General features: G+C 47.8%; 15 protein-coding genes and 1 pseudogene. 10 read left to right on the top strand and 6 right to left on the bottom strand.

Going from position 1 to position 18888, the window contains the following annotated elements; all coding sequences use genetic code 11:
• Window positions 1–59 precede the first annotated feature (59 nt).
• The 7 genes from M0696_RS05965 (at window position 60) to M0696_RS05935 (ending at window position 2580) form a co-directional block, all read left to right on the top strand.
• Window positions 60–230 carry an aspartyl-phosphate phosphatase Spo0E family protein gene (locus M0696_RS05965; RefSeq protein WP_166853684.1) on the top strand — a complete coding sequence of 57 codons (171 nt, stop codon included), beginning with the start codon at window positions 60–62 and terminating at the stop codon, window positions 228–230.
• Window positions 231–646: 416 nt separating this feature from the next.
• Entirely contained in the window at window positions 647–868 is a 222-nt protein-coding gene (locus M0696_RS05960; protein ID WP_166853685.1) for a spore germination protein, read from the top strand.
• Window positions 869–882: 14 nt separating this feature from the next.
• Window positions 883–1116, top strand: coding sequence for a spore germination protein GerPB (locus M0696_RS05955; protein WP_166853686.1), 234 nt, complete (start codon window positions 883–885; stop codon window positions 1114–1116).
• Window positions 1117–1139: 23 nt separating this feature from the next.
• Entirely contained in the window at window positions 1140–1757 is a 618-nt protein-coding gene (gerPC, locus tag M0696_RS05950) for a spore germination protein GerPC (protein WP_166853687.1), read from the top strand.
• Window positions 1754–1936, top strand: coding sequence for a spore germination protein GerPD (gene gerPD, locus M0696_RS05945; RefSeq protein WP_166853688.1), 183 nt, complete (start codon window positions 1754–1756; stop codon window positions 1934–1936). The genes gerPC and gerPD overlap by 4 nt, the downstream gene beginning before the upstream one ends.
• Entirely contained in the window at window positions 1929–2330 is a 402-nt protein-coding gene (locus M0696_RS05940; protein ID WP_166853689.1) for a spore germination protein GerPE, read from the top strand. Before gerPD ends, M0696_RS05940 begins: the two co-directional genes overlap by 8 nt.
• Window positions 2331–2361: 31 nt before the next feature.
• A complete protein-coding gene (locus M0696_RS05935; protein ID WP_003239412.1) occupies window positions 2362–2580 on the top strand; it encodes a spore germination protein in 219 nt (72 codons plus the stop codon).
• 36 nt (window positions 2581–2616) lie between these two features.
• On the opposite strand, the gene hlpB is transcribed toward M0696_RS05935, so the two are convergent.
• The 5 genes from hlpB to addB all read right to left on the bottom strand — a co-directional run bounded on the left by hlpB (window position 2617) and on the right by addB (window position 14760).
• Window positions 2617–2919: an HNH nuclease-like protein HlpB gene (gene hlpB / locus M0696_RS05930; RefSeq protein ID WP_166853690.1), complete on the bottom strand. Its 303-nt coding sequence runs from the start codon at window positions 2917–2919 to the stop codon at window positions 2617–2619.
• A 13-nt stretch (window positions 2920–2932) separates the two neighbouring features.
• Window positions 2933–6325: an exonuclease subunit SbcC gene (sbcC, locus tag M0696_RS05925; protein WP_248602593.1), complete on the bottom strand. Its 3393-nt coding sequence runs from the start codon at window positions 6323–6325 to the stop codon at window positions 2933–2935.
• Window positions 6322–7497, bottom strand: coding sequence for an exonuclease subunit SbcD (gene sbcD / locus M0696_RS05920; protein ID WP_166853692.1), 1176 nt, complete (start codon window positions 7495–7497; stop codon window positions 6322–6324). Before sbcD ends, sbcC begins: the two co-directional genes overlap by 4 nt.
• Before the next feature lie 71 nt (window positions 7498–7568).
• A complete protein-coding gene (addA, locus tag M0696_RS05915; protein ID WP_248602592.1) occupies window positions 7569–11273 on the bottom strand; it encodes a helicase-exonuclease AddAB subunit AddA in 3705 nt (1234 codons plus the stop codon).
• Window positions 11260–14760: a helicase-exonuclease AddAB subunit AddB gene (addB, locus tag M0696_RS05910; RefSeq protein ID WP_222142562.1), complete on the bottom strand. Its 3501-nt coding sequence runs from the start codon at window positions 14758–14760 to the stop codon at window positions 11260–11262. The genes addA and addB overlap by 14 nt, the downstream gene beginning before the upstream one ends.
• Before the next feature lie 183 nt (window positions 14761–14943).
• Here addB and M0696_RS05905 point away from each other — a divergent pair, with 183 nt between their 5' ends.
• Together M0696_RS05905 and M0696_RS05900 are read left to right on the top strand one after the other, a co-directional pair.
• Window positions 14944–15381, top strand: coding sequence for a ferritin family protein (locus M0696_RS05905; protein WP_222142561.1), 438 nt, complete (start codon window positions 14944–14946; stop codon window positions 15379–15381).
• Between the two features lie 93 nt (window positions 15382–15474).
• Window positions 15475–15780, top strand: a pseudogene (locus M0696_RS05900) (four-helix bundle copper-binding protein); the annotation flags it as partial.
• Between the two features lie 44 nt (window positions 15781–15824).
• On the opposite strand, the gene M0696_RS05895 reads toward M0696_RS05900, so the two are convergent.
• Window positions 15825–17552 carry an SgrR family transcriptional regulator gene (locus M0696_RS05895; RefSeq protein ID WP_222142560.1) on the bottom strand — a complete coding sequence of 576 codons (1728 nt, stop codon included), beginning with the start codon at window positions 17550–17552 and terminating at the stop codon, window positions 15825–15827.
• A 113-nt stretch (window positions 17553–17665) separates the two neighbouring features.
• On the opposite strand from M0696_RS05895, the gene M0696_RS05890 reads away from it, so the two are divergent.
• On the top strand, window positions 17666–18871 hold the full coding sequence (locus M0696_RS05890) for an MDR family MFS transporter (RefSeq protein ID WP_166854693.1): 1206 nt from the start codon (window positions 17666–17668) through the stop codon (window positions 18869–18871).
• Window positions 18872–18888 lie beyond the last annotated feature (17 nt).

The raw sequence follows: 18888 nt of genomic DNA, 5'->3' as shown, positions 1-18888 counted from the left end.
GGTTATACTAACGATATCCTATGTTTATCAAAATAAATTCTAGAATTGGAGATAGCGTAATGAACAGTAAAATTGAAGAAATGAGAATCATACTAATTGAAACAGCACAAAAATACGGCATGAATTCAAAGGAAACGATTCAATGCAGCCAAAAGCTAGATAGCCTGCTGAACACCCGAATTAAAGAAGAAATGATTTTTTGGGGATATCCTGAAAATTCCCGTATGTAAATCATTATCTATAACAATTTGAATACACCACATGTAACTCCGCTTTTTGCTCAGCACTTCTGGGATATACCTCAGGGCGAGAATGTGCCCGCCCAAAAATCGGATACCGCAGCACGACTTACTCCAAAAAGCATTTCTACACGCAAAAACACCAAAGAAACTGAAACAAAAATCACGCAGGCGGATAGCGGCACCCATCGCCGCATTTCCGCTGTATACAATACCCGCTTTTAAAATGTTTAAACATGACGGCCGAAAAATGAGACCGCTTCCATTCAAAGCCGATATGTCCCCTTTAAATTTCTCTCACACATATGTGCGTTTGTCATAAGCTATCGTGAATAGCCCAATTACAATCAAATTATATTTTTACTTTACCTTCCTTTTTTCAATTTTTCAACAAAGGATGTGCTCGTATGCCGGCCATTGTCGGAGCGTTTAAAATTAATGCGATTGGTACGAGCGGAGTCATTCACATCGGGGATTGTATAACGATTTCACCTCAGGCCGAGGTCAGAACGTTTGCCGGTGCGGGCAGCTTTAATACCGGCGACAGCCTCAAGGTGATGAATTACCAAAACGCGACCAAAGTGTATGACAACGATGCAGTTGATCAGCCGATCGTAGGGAATGCGTAGAAGGGGTGTGCTTCATGAACTTTTATATTAATCAAACTATTCAAATTAACTATCTCCGGCTGGAATCAATCAGCAACTCCTCCATTCTGCAAATCGGAAGCGCCGGGTCAATCAAGTCTCTGTCAAACTTGTATAATACGGGCAGCTATGTCGAAGCCGCGCCAGAGGTAACCGCCTTGGGGCAGCCAATCGAATTACAGGAGCCCGGTACAGGTCCATTGGTTCCCCTCCAGCCTCCTGGCCGTTAATCTTCTGAAAGAGGTGAAAGAACATGTATGATCAATCTGTTTCCTCTTACTTGCAAAATTTGAATTCTTTTGTTCAGCAGCAGGCGCTTCATGTTCAGCAGCTCGAACGGCAGCTGAAAGAGATTCAAACTGAAATGAATACGATGAAACAGCGGCCGGCCACTACCATTGAGCGTGTGGAGTATAAATTTGATCAGCTGAAAATCGAAAGGCTTGACGGGACTTTGAATATCGGCTTAAATCCGACAGACCCGAACAGCGTCCAAAATTTTGAAGTCAGCCAAACGGCACCTGAAATCGGGATGTTGCAGCAGGAAGAGAGCGCCCAGCTCATGCAGCAGATCCGCCAGAATGTCGATATGTACTTAACCGAGGAAATCCCAGATGTTTTGGAGCAGCTTGAAAACCAATATAACAGCAGGCTTGACGATACAAACAGGCATCACGTCATTGAAGACATCAGAAAACAAATGGATAGCCGGATTCACTATTATATGTCCCATATCAAAAAAGAAGAAAATACTCCGCCTGCACAATATGCGGAACATATCGCTGAGCATGTGAAGCGGGACGTAATCCGTGCAGTAGAACATTTTCTGGAACATATCCCTACCGAAATGAAAGGAGATGAGCAAGCGTGATCTTTACAGTCATCAATCGCAACCTGGAAGTCGGGGATATCCGGATGAACGGTGTGTCCAGCTCCTCTGTTTTTCACATCGGAGACACTGAATCCATCTATCTGTCTTCTATTTTCGATACACCGCCTGAATCTCTTATTATCGGGCCGTTTGCTCCGCTGCCGTCGAATAATGTTTAAGCGTATATCCCGTATCAGACTGATTAAATTCAACTCTCTTGGAATAGCAAGTGTGTTTCAAGTTGGCGATACAAACGAAATCGATATGAGTGTAAAAGTATTAGCTGTTCAGCGCTCGCTGGCTGTGTTTTACAGTAATGAAGGCTCATTTAACAGAAAGGAGTACCCGATCTTTCAGCAGCAGGCAGTGAAGCCGATTCCCGAAACAGGTGTACACAGCGCGTTTTGCCACGAGGTGCCGATTATTCATGTCCGCAGCATCAAAATTCAAGGGGTCTCATCTTCTTCTGTTTTTCATGCGGGAGCATCTTCACTTGTCCGAGGCGACGCGAGAATCAAACATATCAGGCAGATTCAGTCTCCGCGCTCACAATCGCCCGACAAGAGCATATAATAAACAGAGACTTCGATAAAGGGTGTCGTTTATGCCAGCAATTGTCGGGCCTATAGCTATCAATTCCATATCGGGCGGAGTCGTAAACTTTGGTGATTCCTTTTACCTTTCTCCGAAAAGCTCTTCAAAATCTGCGCTCGGTTCGGGAGCAGGAAACACGGGAGATTTCCTTCTATTAAACAATGCAATCAACGCGACAAATTATATAGACCCCGATGTCAGCGATCAGGATATGGTTGGAAACGGATAAAAGCAGCCGCTCTGCAAGGAGAGGGCTGCTTTTTAGTCATTTTTTCTTTTTTCGTTCATTTGATTTCTTTGTTTTGGTCAGTTTCTCAGGCGGCTGTTTTCTGATCCATTTGACAAACCGTGCAAGCTGCGGATCGCTTCGGAGTTCATCTATTCCGTTTAAGCGAACGGCAAGCTCTTGATTGGTATATAAAGCATGAATCTGTTTATGGCAAGGAATACAGAGCATCGCTGTCGGAAGAAACGTTCCGCCTTCCTCTTTCGGTGTGAGGTGGTGCTCTGTCAGCTGGACATTGCTCCGGCCGCACAGTTCACATATTCCGGCAGTCTGTTTTGCCATATCCGCTCCTCCCTTACATCAACTCAAGTGATACCCGTGTACCGCGGCCGCTCGGTTCTGCCGGATGGACGATCAGCTTTTTCGGAAGCCGCGCCCGCAGTTCCTGCACATGGCTGATGACACCGACAGACAGATTGTCTGACTGCAGTTTTTCCAAGGCTGTTACAACCGTATCAAGCAGATCTTGATCCAAGGTGCCGAATCCTTCATCTAAGAAAAAGAACTGGAGCGGGTATTCCCCGCGAAGCTGGATCTGCGCAGACAGCGCAAGAGCAAGAGAAAGCGAGGTGAGGAAGGTCTCTCCCCCAGACAAGCTGGATACCGGGCGTTTGACGCCTCCATTCGCGTCATCCCGCATCACGAATCCGCCTTCTGAATCCACTTCGATGGCATAGCGTTGTCTCGTCAGCATGCCAAGTCTTGCCGAGGCGTCCCGCGCAACGCTTTCAAGCTGCTCTTCAGCTAAAAATTCAACGAAGGTATTGCCTTTAAACACAGCTTGCAGCTTGTCCATCCTGTCGATATGCGTCTGCCATATCTTCAGTTCAGCTTCAATTTCGTTAAACCGTTTATGATGGTCGCGAATGACGGCCAGCGCTTTCGCTGCTGCGCCTTTTTCCTCTATAGCAGCGCCAAATGCGTCCTCAGCTTCTTGTAATGCCGTAACGGTTTCGCTCCATTCACTCTCTGATAAGGCTCTGCCGGCAAGTATCTCTGCAACTCGTTTTAAGTTTGCAGCATTTTGCTTCAGTTTATCCACAAACTGGTCTATGACGGTTTTCATCTTTTCAAGCTCATCGGCCGGGATGAGACTTTGCTCCACCTCTTCAGTCCGGGTAAAGCGGGTGCTTTTCGCATACTCAAGCCAAGCAGCTTCCGCTTTCTCCAATCTGTCCTTCGCCTCTTGAAGGGTGAACTCGCTTGCTGAAGCGCGGCTTTTTGCCTGATTGAGCATGGTTTGGGCGCTTTGCAGTTCTTCATATAGAGATTGCTCTTTTTCCTTTAACAGCTTTAGATCCTGCTGGACAGAGCGGAGTTTGATGTGTATCGAATTTCCTTTTGCGTAATCTCCGAGTTCGTGCTCATAATCAGCTATCACACTCTTGATGCGTTCAGCCGCATAATGAAGCTCCAGCTTTTCCCGTTCAAGCTGGTGTCCCGATTCCCGCAGCTTTTCCTTTTGTGCTTCATGCTCAGTAAGAAACGCAATGCTGCGCTCAATCCGTTTTTCGCATTCTTCTGCAGCCCGGTCCTTTTCTTCAATGGCTTGCTGCCATTTTTCCGCTTCATTCACAGACTGATCCTGAAACGCTTCTTTAAACATTTTCAAACGGCTTTCCATCGAGGACTGAAGCTCGACGATGATGCTTTCAATCCGGTCAGCCTCTCTTTTTTCAAAACCGATTTTTTCATTAAGCTGATCGGCCTTTTTTATAGACTCCTGATAGGCGCTGATCATTTGTGCCATCCTTGTTTTAGCAGAAAGAATATCCTGTTTGATCCGTTTCCATTCAATTTTGGCAGTATCGAATGCCTCATGCACCGGCTGATTATCGTAAGAAGCTGCCACTTCAAGGCTCGGTGCTTGAATCGTTTGCAAAAACGGACACTGTTCGATAAAGCGCGCGGATTGTTCTTCAAGCGTGATTTTGGCTGATAGAATCTCCTGACTGAGAGCTGCCGCTTCCGTCAATAACATATCCGTCTGTTTGATGTTCTCTTCAAGATTGCTGTCGAGCTCATATGTTTCATGTACTGAGGCAGACGGATCATGATGGGTTGAACCGCAGACTGGGCAAGGCTTTCCGGCGGTCAGCTTTTCAGCTAACTCTTTTGTCAGCAGTGCCACCCTTGCTTTTTCACGCTGCGAGTGAAGCGTTTGCTGTCTCTTTTTAGCCTGCTCAGTCAAACGTGTTAATGAACGTTCCGTCTCGCACACCATATGGTATACAGTTTGTACAGCCTCATATGCCTGAATAATGTTGCTTTTTTCCGCTTCCGTCTTTTGAACGAGTGTACTCTTCTCCTCATTCATCTTCTGCAGCACGAGGTTCAATGCGTCACTACGTTTTTTCTCTTTCGTGATTTGCTCCTCAGTCTGTCTGATGCGCAATGCCATTTCTGCGGCCTGCTGGCAGCTTTTTCGCTCATCGGAAGTCACCTGCAGGGATTTGAGCTGTTGCTTCAATTCCGTCTGTCTGTTTGACCCTCGTGTCAGACGGTCTGTGACAGTCTCCAATTCATTCATGACAGATTGAAGGGCCTCTTCTTTCTGCTGGAGTTCAGCCTTTTTGCGCTCTTCCTCTTGATTGGCCTCACTCAGTTTGATTTCGATCTCCTGCAAGCGGGAAAGCTGTTCCTGCTTAGTTAAAAGTTCAGGCTCTTTCTCGCTTTTATGCTGGCGCCACGCTTCATACTCTTCATGTTTTTGTTGAAAGAAAGCAGTCCGGTCTGCTAAATCCTTTTGGGCAAGCATTTGTTCCTTTGCAGCTTTCTCCTCATGCTGGATCGCTTCTGCGTACCGGTCCGCATAGGGCTTCAGAGCAGCGGCTGTTTCTGCTTCCAGCATGCGCGTTTGCATTCTGTCTACGTGCGGCTGTTCCTCTTCGAGACGTTTTTTCTCTTCTTCATAAGCGGCTTTTTCCTTTTGGACATTCCAAATCTCTTGGTGCTCTGTAAACCGCTCTTTTGCCTGATCACGATTCTTCCTCATCTCTTCCAGCCGTGCTTCTGCTTGTTCGAGAGCCTTTTCCGCCTGCTCAACTGCTTCTGAGCTCGCCTCTCCGAGACCTGACTGTTCAGCAAGCATTTCATTTTTTCTCGCATTGGCTTCCTGCGCCTGCCGTCTCAGCTTTTTGACAAGCCGGTCTCCGTACTGCTCCAAATTAAACAAACGCTGAAGCATATGCCTGCGCTCCGCCCCTTTTAAAGACAGAAATTCAGCAAATTTCCCTTGCGGCAGGACCACCGCTCTCGTAAAGTCGTCGATCGTCAGCCCCAAGAGCTCCTCCACTCTTTTATTCACTTCACTGGCTTTATCAGCCAGCACCGTATGTTCGTCCTTGATTTCGATAAAGCGGCAAAGTGCCGTTTTTACCTTCATTTCATCCGTTCTCTTAAACACGCGCTCGACTTTGTAAGAGATTTGATGATCCGTCTGAAGCGCAAAGGTAAAGGAAACAGACAGCGTATCTTCCGCATGGTTTAAGATCCCGTGCGTATTATTCGCCGCCCGCTCCACCTTTCCGTATAAAGCAAGCGTCATTGCGTCGAGAATAGAGGATTTACCGCTTCCTGTCGGGCCGAAAATGCCGAAAACACCGGCACCGGAAAGGCCTTCAAAATCTATCGTCTGCTCCTCTCTAAAGCTGTGGAGCCCCTTAATGCTTAAGGCGATCGGCTTCATTTCGCATCCTCCTCTTCAACGCCTGATGCAAGCTCTAAAAACAGCTTCACCATTTCTTCATCCGGCACCGCGCCGCCAGTTTGTTTTTCATAAAATTTCTTAAAGCGGTCCTCGATCGACACATGCTTAACCTCGATCCGTTCCCGTTCTTTGTTCTGTTCTTCAAAAACCGGCCTGATATGGATAAAGCCCGGGTGCGCCTTTCGCAACCTGTGAATTTCTTCAAGTGACAGCTGGTCCGAGACACGGATTTCAAGGTCAATCCAGGCATTCTGATCCCTGCCTTCATCCAGCCAGCTGTACACCTCGCTTAAGCCATTTGCGGCTTTCCACTTCACAAGTGGCTTGCCGCTTGATAATAACACCTCACGCCAGGAGGCCTCTTCCCCCGGCTTAGCGTCTACGATCGTCACTGATTTGGCATAGCCCGCTTCAGAAAAACTGTAGGCGAGCGGAGATCCCGAATAACGTGCAAGCGTCCGCGCCCGCTTGATCGTTTGCGGACGATGCAAATGGCCGAGCGCCACATAAGCGGCATCCGCCGGCAGGCTTTCAGCAGCCACCGTATAAGCGCCGCCGACTTCAATCGGCCGCTCTGAATCCGTTTGGTTTCCGCCTGCGACATAAATATGGCTGGCGGCAATCTTCACTGCATCTTTGCGGAACCGGCTTGTCAAATGCTCAAACGCCTGTCTGATTTTCACATCATAATGATCGCGAAGCAGCTTTTCATCAAATGTATCGGAAAGCACTTCATTTAACCGCGCTTCAGATGGGTACGCCAGCGCTCCGACCGCCAAAAGCTCCCCTGCTGAAGGCACTTCAATATGGAGCGGTTCTGTTGTTGGATAGCCGATTAAATAAATGCCGCTTTCATGTGTCAGCGGTGAAGCGGCGGACAAACGGTCAGGATTATCATGGTTTCCGGCAATGACAACAATCGGGCGCTTCCCTCTGTCGCTAAGCGCAGACAGGCTTTCATAAAACAGCTGCTCGGCTAAAGCCGGCGGGTTCACGGTGTCAAACGCGTCTCCCGCCATTACAATGGCATCGACCTGCTCTTCCTTTACAATCGTATTCAGTTCATCAAGCACATCGGCCTGTTCACTCAGCCTGCTTCTTCCTTCTAGCGTTTTTCCAAGATGCCAGTCAGCCGTATGTAAAATCCGCAAATGCTATCACCTCTCTTTTGTATAGAAAACGAGATCCGCTCCGTCTGAAATCCCGGAGCTTACGGATCTCGCTATAATGTCAGAATGTGCCCTCCGTCAAAGAAATAAAGCGCACATCCCTTTACCTTTGTTTTTGCAATTTGCTCAACTGCCTTCGTGTACAGCTGAATTTGCGTTTCATATCGTTTCTTCAAGATAGGGGCCGCTCCTTCAAAGCCGTGCCGGAATTTGCCCTCAATCCGGTCTGATTTATAGTCCAAGAGATATAAGCCGTCCTCAGTTTCATAGAGACAATCTATGATTCCCTGCACTAAAAGCGGTTCATCCGCCTCCTGTGCATCTGGATAGATCTCCTTGGCCGGAAGCGCTAAACTGAATGGCACTTCCCGATCCTTCCATTTAGCACCGATCAGCTGTCCGCCGATTTCTGTATGGAAAAAATGCACGATTTCTTCTATATCAATAGCGGCTTTTTGTTCTTCAGTGAGCAGTTCTTTTTCATAAAGCTTTTGAACCGTCTGCTCCGCTTCTTCTATCGTCGGTACATGTGTCAGCGGGATATGCTGCATAACCGTATGCATGGCCGTCCCTTTCTCCGCTGCTGTCAGGCCTTTTTTCATCATAAAAGCGGGCCGCCTGTACAGAATGCTTCCTTCAGCAGGTTTAACGGGGGCCTGGCCGCTGTATTCATCCTCGTACTCTCTTTTTCTCTTGATCTCAGAAACCGACTGCTTTGTACGAATTTGTGTGACCTCGTAATGCGGATATGTCCAGTTCAGCTGCTCGCGGGCTATTTCATCAAATGCAAACGAGCCAGGAACTGGTTCACCTTTGCGGATCGCTTCTAAGCGCTCGCTTTTTTCTTCCATTCTTTCTTCCAAATCATCATCCAGCAAATCATAGGAATGAATCATTCGAACGGCAAAACGAGCCGGATGTCCTGATATATCAGCATGCGCTGCTGCACCGTTTTCAGCCAAAACCTCCATATCTCTGTGTCTGGCAAGAGCCGGCCCAATGAAATCTAAATAGGTTTTCGCCTGATAGCGGTCAAATTCCGGAAGAAGCCAGTCAGTTTGGGACGCGGATGCCTGCCATTTTGCGAGCTGTTTCTGATGATCCTTGCACGAACCAATCAGAAACAGTTTTTCTTTCGCTCTCGTTAATGCAACATAGAGAACACGCAATTCCTCTGACAGCAGCTCCCTGCGCATTTTTTTCTTCATCGCAATGAGCGGAAGCGTCGGGTAACTGATGCGCAATTGCGGATGAATATACTTCGAACCAAATCCAAGCTCCTTGTCCAGCAGGTACGATTTGTTCAAGTCCATCATGTTGAAATTCCGGCCGAGACCTGCTGCAAACACGACGGGAAATTCGAGCCCCTTGCTGCTGTGGATCGTCATTAAGCGGACAACATCCTCCTGCTCGCTGAGCGCTCTCGCCGTTCCAAGATCATCGCCCCGCTCCTGCATGCGTTCGATAAACCGCAGGAAACGGAACAGTCCGCGAAATGCCGTCGATTCATATTGGCGCGCCCGGTCATAGAGAACACGCAAATTGGCCTGGCGCTGTTTTCCGCCCGGCATCCCGCCGACATAATCCATATATTTCGTGTCTCGGTACACTTCCCAAATCAGCTCAGATACAGAGTGGTTTTTCGAAAACGCGCGCCATTTTTGCAGATGGCCGTAGAATGTTTGCAGCTTCTGATAAAGCTCATCGTTCCGGTCGCCAGCAGCCAAGTAGTCTTTCATCGCTTCATAGTACGGCGCTTTTGTATTTTCAAGCCGGATCAAAGACAGCTCGTTTTCATCTGCCCCGACAATCGGTGAGCGCAGAACAGAGGCAAGCGGTATATCCTGATACGGGTTATCGATCACTTTCAGCACGGAAAGCGCAACGGCGACTTCGACCGCTTCAAAATAACCTGACGTTAAATTGGCGTAAACCGGTATGCCCTGTGCTCTCAGCTCCTCCATGATTTGCGGCGCCCACGGCATGGAGCGTAGCAAAATCACGATATCGCGGTATTGAATATTGCGGTGTGTTTTCGTTTTTCCGTCATACACCTTAAATGGCGATGAAATCAGCTTGCGAATTTCCTTGGCGATCGCTTTCGCCTCGAACTGCACCGTTTCCAGCTCTTCTGCTTCCTCGCCTGCATCCGTCTCTTCTGTGTTGTCGATCAGCAGCAGCTCCGTTTCCGTCTCATCATTATCCGGATACGCCGCACCAAGCTTCAGCTCAGCCTGCTCGTCATAATCGACCTCACCGATTTTGCCGCCCATCAGCTGTTTAAATAGAAAGTTTGTGCTATCTAAAATATCAGCCCGGCTTCGGAAATTCTTATTCAAGTCGATTTTCCGACCCGTGCCTTCTCCGCTCTCTGTAAACCGTTTGTATTTGGAGAGGAAAAGAAGCGGCTCCGCAAGCCTGAATCGATAAATCGACTGTTTGACATCTCCTACCATAAACAGGTTACCGGTCTCCTCCGGCCCGCTTGTGACGAGCTGCAGGATCGATTCCTGCACTAAATTGGTATCCTGATATTCGTCAACGAGCACCTCATGAAACTGTTCCTGATAAAATCTTGCCGCCTCGCTCGGCTCACGTTCACCTTTGTCATTCTCAGCTGTCAAAATGGATAAACAGTAATGCTCCAAATCAGAAAAATCAATGATTGATTTTTCCTGTTTCGCGGCTTCGAACCGTTTTCCGTAGCTGATAACAAGCTGTACGAGCGTTTCAATGACAGGCTTCATATCGGCCAAGCTTTTCAAATGCTGTTCAGGACTTCTCGTGAAGTAATCGGATTTAAGCTTTTCAAGCAGTTTTTTTGCACCGTTTCTCAAATCCGTCGCTTCTTCAAGGAGCGCAGGATCAAACTCGTCCCCTTTTACTGCTTTCGCGCGCTTAAAAGAGACTGCAGGCACACGCCTATATAGTTCATTGAAATCGTCCTGATACTGAATCAGTTCATCAATCTGCGCAAGATCATCAAGAAAGGTGTCAGCGCGCGGGGCGGGGCCGCCCGGCGCTTTTGTCAGCTCCAGCGCGCGCTGCAGATTCTCCTTCGCTCCGTTAAGCACCATTGCAATATCCTCTTTGACATATTGATAAAACGGAAGCTCCTCGATGGCACTCTTTTCCGATACATCATATAAATGAACAAAGCTTTCCAGCCATGCCTCCGGGTTTGGGTTTGAACGGGAATACTCGTACACTTGTTTGACGAGAAATTGCAGGTCCAGATCGTGCCGGTCTGTCGTATAGCGGTCAACAAGCTCAAAAAATGCCTTTTCTCCCTTTGCGTATTCGTCTTCAAACAGCTCGTCCAACACCTCATCCCCAAGCAGCTCGCCTTCTGTCTGATCAGCAATCCGAAAGCCCGGATCAAGATCGATCAAGTAGTAATATTTCTTCAGCACTTGCAGGCAAAAGGAATGGAGTGTCGAAATGCTGGCCCGGTTTAAAAGAGACAGCTGGCGTCTGATATGCAGCGAGCCAGGGCGTTTTACAAGCTCTTTTTCCAAGGCATCTGCTATCCGGTGTTTCATCTCTGCCGCTGAGGCGTTTGTAAATGTCACAACGAGAAGGCGGTCTACATCAATCGGGTTTTCTTCTGCGGTGATTTTCCGTATCATTCGTTCAACGAGAACAGCGGTTTTACCCGAGCCCGCCGCCGCTGCCACGAGAATATCCTGGCCGGTTGAAACAATGGCATTCCATTGGTCATCTGTCCATGTGCTGTCTGCCGGTTTAGGAATGTTCATTGCCATCCGCCTCCTTTTTTATCCACTCAAGTATCGTCTTGTCCTTTTCAGCCTTTAGCGAGCGATACTCGTTCTCTTCTAATGATTCATCAAATTGACATACTGATTTGAACGCACAGTATGTGCATGGCGTCTTGTTCTTCATTTTATACGGCTCAATCGATACGCGTCCGTCGGTGATTTGTTCGCCGGCTTCTTGGAAGGTTCGGCGCACATGCTTCGTCAACAATTCAAATTCCTTTTCGCCGACTGCCGCTGAGTCTGATCTGAGAGAGCCGTCTTTTTTCAAGCCCGCGTTGATGATATTTGATCGTCCCTCTTGAAGGGTTGTATCCATGAGGCGAACAGCTTCCTGATCGCCGAGAAGCAGGCCCTTCATTTTAAATTTCTTAAAGATCTCCTGTTCAATCTCGTCAAGCCCAAGCGGGAGATTAGATTGAATCATTGGGTCATGAATATGGAAATACAGCACTCCGGCCGGTGTCGCTCTCATGCCAAGCCAGTCTGCTGAATGAGTAATCGATAAATCAAGGTACGTCAGCATTTGAAGCGCCAGCCCGTAATATACTTCCGCTAAGTCAAGGCCTTTGTCGCTTGATTTATAATCGACAATCCTTAGGAGCAGGCCTTTTGAGCTTTCCGCTTTATCAACACGGTCAATTCGCCCGACGAGTTCCATCGTGCAGCCGTTTTTCAGCTTAAAGGTCAGCGGCGGAAGCGGCCCTTTTCCTCCAAAGCCCAGTTCAAGCCCGATTGGCACAAATCCGCTCGCTTTCGCATGCTCGCTTAAAATGCCGGACACGCGTGTCACAATTTTTTGCAGTTTTTCCTTCACATAATAATGCCGGTTTGAGCTGAGCAAAATCTCCTTTTGCAGTTTCGGTGCCAGCCGCTCTACTGCATCATAGGAAAACAGCTCGCACTGCTCTTTCGTTAAATCGCGCCAATCCATTTTTTGCTCGCGCAGCCGGTCTGAAATCAGCTTTAAGCTGGAATGAAACAGCTGGCCGATATCCGGTGCTTCGAGCTTGAAAAATTGCCGTTCCTTCAGATTGAGCCCGTGCGATGCAAAATGGGAGAACGGGCACGCATTAAAGGTTTCCATTCTCGATACACTGCCCTGAATGCGTTCACCATAGAGCTGTCTCGATACGCTGCGTTCAAGCTGCTTTACTTCATTCCGGAAAAACAGGCTTGAGAACAGCTTTTTCGATTGCAGTCTGTCCGGATCACTCATCAGCACATTGTACGTGCTCCACCAGACGTCGCTGATGTCGTATTCCCTAGTCCATAATCTGAGCTGGCTCGCGGTAAAGGACTGTGCCACGCTTTTATTGACGACATACATAACCTGTTCCTCATCGCTGACCTGTTCAGGTTCACTTGTCAACAGACGCTCCTTATGCTGCGGAAACAGTTCTTCCAGCCGCTTAACGACAATCGACGGCAAAAGCGTTTTTCCTTCCGCATCGGCAATCGGATACGATACGTAAAGCCGGTCAGACGGACTGGAAAACGCCATATAGATGAGGAAATGCTCATCAAGCAGACGCTCCCGCCCGCCTGAGGAAAGCTCAACCCCAATCGTTTTCAGCCATTCCCGGTCATCGTCCGACAACACTCCGTTTTCATCAGGGCGTGCCGGCAGAACGCCGTCGTTTGCCCCCAGCACAAAGGTGCACGAGGTGCCATACATTCTGGATAAATCCATATTGCCGACAAACACTTGGTCTAGGGCAGGCGGAATTAAAGAAAATGTAAGCGACTCCGCGCCGGCTTCCATCATTTGCTGAAACAAATCAAGAGAAATCTCATCATCCCCCATCATTTCAACAAACTCCTCAAGCAGCTGAATGACCGCATCCCACGCCTGCTGATGCTGCTGTGCTTCAATGATTCTGCCGTCTTCCTCAGCACGCTGTCTTTCCTGATCCAGCTTCAGCGGCACATCCGTCTCTTCTAGATAGCGGTAGAGCGCCTCCGCCTTCTCCTGAACCGTCTTTGCTTTCTTCATTCTTTTCTGGAGCTGAAAAAGCGGCGGAACAATCCAGTCGCGTGTGTCATTCAGCATGTTTTCCATTTCGATTTCCTGATCGGTTTGCGCAAAATCATCATCCAATGACACAAAACGTCTGTAATGGAAACGGTCGCCCTTTGTCCAGCGATCGCCTTTGATACCGTAGGCGATACAGTAATTTTCAAGCTGATCGACCTGTTCTCTCACCTTAGTCTTCGGCTCGTTAAGCGGGAATAGCAGTTCGGTTTTCACACAGCGAAACACTGCTTCATAACGCCAATTCCCTTTCAGAACATCAATGCTCGACCTGATAAATTCGATTAACGGATGGTTCAGCATAGAAGCTTTTCCATCAATGAAATAAGGAATCTCGTAATCTGCGAAAACTTCCTTCACCATATCCTTGTAATCTTCCGGCTGGCGCGCAAGAATCGCTACATCCTTATAGCGATAGCCCTTCTCTCTGACAAGAGTGTGGATTTCCCGGGCAATGCCTTCCAGCTCAGCTCGTCTGTTTGTGGCCTGCATTACAGTAAAGGCCTCTTGTTTTTCTGCGTACGGGATAGCCGGACGCGCTTCATACTGCGCCTCTAGATGCGCCAGTTCTGGCGTCTGCATATGCCGCTCAGTTCCGTTTAGCTCTTTATAGGTAATATCCAGATTCAGTTCCTTGGCCTTCTGATGCAGGCGGTAATAGGTTTTTCCCGTCATTCTGAACAATTCCAGTTCATGCGGCTCCCGCTCATATGACGGCTTGTCCGCTGTCAGCGAAAACGTGATATGCTCTGCATGAACCATAAGCTGCTCCAACACCCTGAATTCCTGAGGTGTAAACTGGTAAAAGCCGTCCACATAGATATGCGCGCCTTTTACATCCTCCGACAGCGGAATATGCTCTGCCAGCAATGTCAAATAATCCTCAGAGTGAAGATATTGATCTGCAAGGCTTTTTTCCATTTGCTGATACAGAATCGATAAATCATGAAGCTTTTCAGATAAAACACGTTCTCCGCGATACTCGGAAGCCGTTCCGCTTTCCGCCATCCGGCAGATATCTTCCGGTTCCAAACAATAACGCTTAAACTCTGCCAGCATCCGTTCAACCTGTGCGGTAAACCCGCTTTTATCACTTGCTTTTTGATAGACTTTAAACTCCTGTTTATGCTCCTCAATGAGCTTCCGAAGGAGCATCTGTACGCCTGTGCTCGTAAGAAACGGCCTGCTCATTCCTCCCGTATGCTGGAGGACGCGCCAGGCCAATCGTGAAAAGCTGAACACTTGAGCACGTATCATTCCGCCCATATCAGGCGTTTTAGCAAGCTCGTATTCCATTAAAAACGTCATTTGATCCGGGACTAGAAAAATGATCGGTTTCCCGAATGGAGCCCGGCGCAGTTCATCCTGAATGCTGTCGATGATCAGCTTCGTTTTTCCACTCCCGGACCTGCCTACTAAAAACTCTGCTCCCAATTAGAAGACCCCTCTCTTTTTATCTCTATATATTTTATCGAATGTTGACGAAAATGACCAATCTGATCTATTGGTAAAAACGGCCTTTTCGCATATAAAAAGCTGAATTTCTCCGCACATGTCTTCCTGCCCTACATATACTTCTACAGAAGCCCAATTCCCAAGAATGGAGTTGAAACCCTTTTGCATTACAGCTACTATCCCTATCCAGTGCCATACCGGGAAGATCCTGTTTTGATTCGGAATTTGAAAAAGGCCATTAACGCAGAATTCAGCGCGATTCAATGCTATCGCAAACTTGCCGAACTTACCTACCGCGATGAAGTCAGAAAACAGATTGAAGAAATCAGGCGTGACGAAATGCGCCACCTCCGTGAACTTTCCACACTGTACGGTGCCATTACCGGCAAACACATCATGCCGAAACAGACGGAGGAATGCCCAGACACTTTCACGAGAGGGCTTGACGCAGCTTTTAAAGATGAACAAGAAACTGTCGACTTTTACTTACGTGCAGCCGAGGAAACTTCAAACTTAAAAGCGAAAGGCATCTTTACGCGCGCCGCACGGGACGAACAAAATCACGCTGTCTGGTTTCTATACTATCTGATGGAACGTTAATATACCCCTCACACAAAAAAACACACTCACCTGTTTTTTCAAAAGCAGCCGGGTAACATAAAACCATACACTGCCACACAGGGGGAATCAGTTATGGAGCAATATTCAGAAGCTTGTATTGAGGCTTGTAACCATTGTTTTACAAGATGCCTGGAAGAAAGCGTGCATCACGATCTCAGCGGCTGTATCCGGCTCGATAGGGAATGCGCGGATATTTGTGCGCTGGCGGTCAAAGCCACGCAAACGGACAGCCCGTTCATGAAAGAAATTTGCGTACTTTGCGCCGATATTTGTGAAGCGTGCGGCACTGAATGTGAAAAGCACGAGCACGAGCACGATCATTGCCAAGCATGTGCGAAGTCCTGCTTTACCTGCGCTGAACAATGCCGCAGCATGGCAGGTCATAAAAGACGGAGAGGGTTCAAAAAAAGGAACCCTCTTTTTTATTTGGACAGCCACACGGAGTACAAATCAATCCACCCCTCCTCATCAAGCATCAGGCCTTTCACATTCTCGCCTGATGTCACCTGCAGCACATTTTGATACAGCGGAATCGCATTGAACTCCTGTATAAGCTGGCAGTCAATGTCCTGCAGCATAAGGACTCTCGAACTGCGGTCAGACATTGAAAATATTCGTTCTGTCATTCCTGAACAAATCCGTTCCAGCTTTTCAGATAGATGCTGACACAAAAAACTGTTCTCCGACAACAGCAAATGCAGAAAACCAAACTCACTGTCTTGATAAAACGTCGCACTGTCATGAATGATATCTGCCATTTGCACGATTTCCGGCCGGCGCAGATCAGCGGAATCACAGAATTGAAGTGTAATCCTGATGCCATGTTGGGCGCAAACATTTTGAATCCACTCGGCATCCTCACAATGATCCGTCTCCGAAAAGGTACAAAGCACCAGCGCCTCTCCCTCGTACCCGCTCTGCTTCAGCAATTCAGAAGGTGAAACGTCTCCCCAATCAAAAGGATTCGGATGCAAAAAAGACGTAACCGGGGTTCTGCGGTGCCCGCCCGCTTCACGAACGAGCCGTTTAGAGGAAATCAGCAGGCGGAGCGCTTTTCTAAAGCTTCGATGCTGAAGAGGCCCCTTCTTTTTCAGATTGAGCGACAAATACTGAACATGCCTTTCATCAAAAACAGTTTGCTGCTCAGGACATGCTTGTTTTTCTTGAATGGTAAAACCGTTTACCTCTCCGGCTTGTTCAGAAAAAACAAACTCAACGCGATCCAAAAAGGGCCGTCCCTTGAAGTAGCGCTCATTGGCTTTAAGCACAAGCATCTGACCGCATTGCCGATTGACCCGAAAAGGCCCTGTGCCATTGATCCCGCCGCCCTGTTCTGCCAGCAGAATGGACAGCCGTTCATCACAAAGAACATACGGCAAAAGCTCATTCGGCTTATCGAGTATGAGTTCCACACAATAAGGCCCATTTTCTAAGATTTGTTTCACTCCGTGTAACAGCCATTTATATGGGTTGTCAGCCTGTGTCAAAAAACGCTGAAACGTAAACGCAACATCCCGCGCTGTCAGCAACTGTCCATTATGAAAAGACACACCCTTTCGAAGAAAGAATTTCCATCGTTTTTTCCCGTCCTCTTCCCATCCATGAATCAAATGAGGCTTCGGCTCCTGCAAAACTGGATCAAACGTGAGCAATGTATCAAATATCTGTTTAACGAAATGCCCCTCAGACCGCAAAAAGATGCGGCACGGGTCCAAACTGCTGACAGATTCAGGTGCGATGAATAGCCGGAGCACATCCTCTTCTCCATCCCGGCCGGTCTCTGTCACAAAACCGAATACCTCAGAAAACCACATATCATATTCGTTTTGAAGCCCTCGAAACGAGGATTGATACAGCTGAAGCAACTCCTTTGCCTTTTTAAGCTTTCCAGCCATTGTATATTCCTTGGCAGTTTGAAGAAGCAGTTCCTCAGGCTGGCGAAGAAACGCGATTTTGGATTTACGGCCGCGCCCCGCCCCACTTTCCCGGATGATCCAATTCTTGTTCTCCAGCTTATGTAATATAAGCTTTGCATTTCTTTCTGTACAAAATAAACAGTCAGCCATTTCAGCGAGAGTGATTTCATTCATTTGCCCATACGGAGCACGCCCTGTTTTTACAAGTGCCACATAGTGCTCAATCAGCTTCAATCCCCGCACCTCCCGACAAAAGGGGAATCTTTTTCTGTTATTTTCTTCACTTTTTGGGCCGCCGCCCCTTCTATACACTACTACTATATCAAACAGCGAAAGGCGGCGATCACATATTGAGCGGCTTTCAATCTATTAAATTAAGATATACCACTCCAGTTTGGCTCCGCTTTATCGGAGAAATGCTGACAAGCCTGACGGGTGCAATGATGGCCCCTTTTATGGTGCTGTATCTGCATGAACAATTAAATGGCAGTGTCATGATTCCCATGCTGATCATCAGTCTTCAGCCATTTGCTGATATTTTCCTGACACTCGTTGCAGGACGGGTAACGGACCAGCTAGGGCGGCGCACAGCGATTCTGATCGCATTGCTTCTGCAATCAGCGGCCATGACGGGGTTTGTGTTTGCCGAGCATGCATATTTTTTCGCCATTCTCTACGTCATGAATGGCATCGGGAGATCGTTGTACATACCTGCTTCCCGCGCCCAAATCGCTGAAAGCACGCCGGAAAGCAGACGTTCAGAAGTGTTTGCAGTCATCAATGCGATCTATTCGGCGGGCCTGACAGCAGGACCGCTAGTGGGAATGCTGCTGTACAATTATAACCCCGTGTGGATATTCGCTTTAGATGCCGCGGCATTGTTTACCTACTTTCTGATCGCTGCACTGAAACTGCCAGAAACAAAGCCGTTAAAGACAGCTGTTACACCGGAAATGTCCGCGAGCTTTACGGTATACAGACCTGTACTGCTTCTTTTGCTGCTTTCTCTCCCCATCAGCATGTTATACGCGCAAACAGAAACAACTTACAGGCTGTTCAGCAAAAACATGTTTTCTGATTATCTATCCATTTTGACCATCTACTCGGCGGCAAAAGCTTTATTCAGCTTTGTTCTCCAAGTTCCTCTTGTAAAAGGGACAGAAAAGCTTTCAATGAAAACGATCCTTTTCATTACTTATATCTGCTACTCTCTTGCGGCTGCCGGCTTTGCATGCTCAACCTCTCTGACCATGCTTTTAGTGACGGCAGCCGTGATGACGGTTGGCGAAAGCATCGGATTAACTCATATCCAAACCTTCATATCGAGATTGGCACCGCCCCATCTGCTCGGCCGGTTTTATGCGGTATACGGCCTGCATTGGGATATATCCCGCTCAATCGGACCTCTGGCAGGCGGGCTGATCTTGACATCGTTTGGCGGAGAAGTGATTTTCTACGCCCTTGCCGTGTGTTTGCTGACAGCGGGTTTATGCCTGACCTACACAATAGAGAAGCTCGAACACAAGGTCATAAGAAAAGCGAATGGCAAATAGAAAATAATTCATAATTT

Origin of the sequence: Bacillus rugosus, from assembly GCF_023238245.1 — a bacterium.
In the GTDB taxonomy this organism is placed as follows: Bacteria; Bacillota; Bacilli; order Bacillales; family Bacillaceae; genus Bacillus; species Bacillus rugosus.
The sequence above is the reverse complement of the archived record's forward strand: the minus strand, read 5'-3'. Positions and strand labels throughout refer to the sequence as shown.

What these genes read in the sequence shown, in the direction of transcription:
- M0696_RS05965 (WP_166853684.1), top strand. Translation starts at nt 60, where the DNA reads ATGAACAGTAAAATTGAAGAAATGAGAATCATACTAATTGAAACAGCA.
- M0696_RS05960 (WP_166853685.1), top strand. Translation starts at nt 647, where the DNA reads ATGCCGGCCATTGTCGGAGCGTTTAAAATTAATGCGATTGGTACGAGC.
- M0696_RS05955 (WP_166853686.1), top strand. Translation starts at nt 883, where the DNA reads ATGAACTTTTATATTAATCAAACTATTCAAATTAACTATCTCCGGCTG.
- gerPC (WP_166853687.1), top strand. Translation starts at nt 1,140, where the DNA reads ATGTATGATCAATCTGTTTCCTCTTACTTGCAAAATTTGAATTCTTTT.
- M0696_RS05940 (WP_166853689.1), top strand. Translation starts at nt 1,929, where the DNA reads ATGTTTAAGCGTATATCCCGTATCAGACTGATTAAATTCAACTCTCTT.
- M0696_RS05935 (WP_003239412.1), top strand. Translation starts at nt 2,362, where the DNA reads ATGCCAGCAATTGTCGGGCCTATAGCTATCAATTCCATATCGGGCGGA.
- hlpB (WP_166853690.1), bottom strand. Translation starts at nt 2,919, where the DNA reads ATGGCAAAACAGACTGCCGGAATATGTGAACTGTGCGGCCGGAGCAAT.
- sbcC (WP_248602593.1), bottom strand. Translation starts at nt 6,325, where the DNA reads ATGAAGCCGATCGCCTTAAGCATTAAGGGGCTCCACAGCTTTAGAGAG.
- addA (WP_248602592.1), bottom strand. Translation starts at nt 11,273, where the DNA reads ATGAACATTCCTAAACCGGCAGACAGCACATGGACAGATGACCAATGG.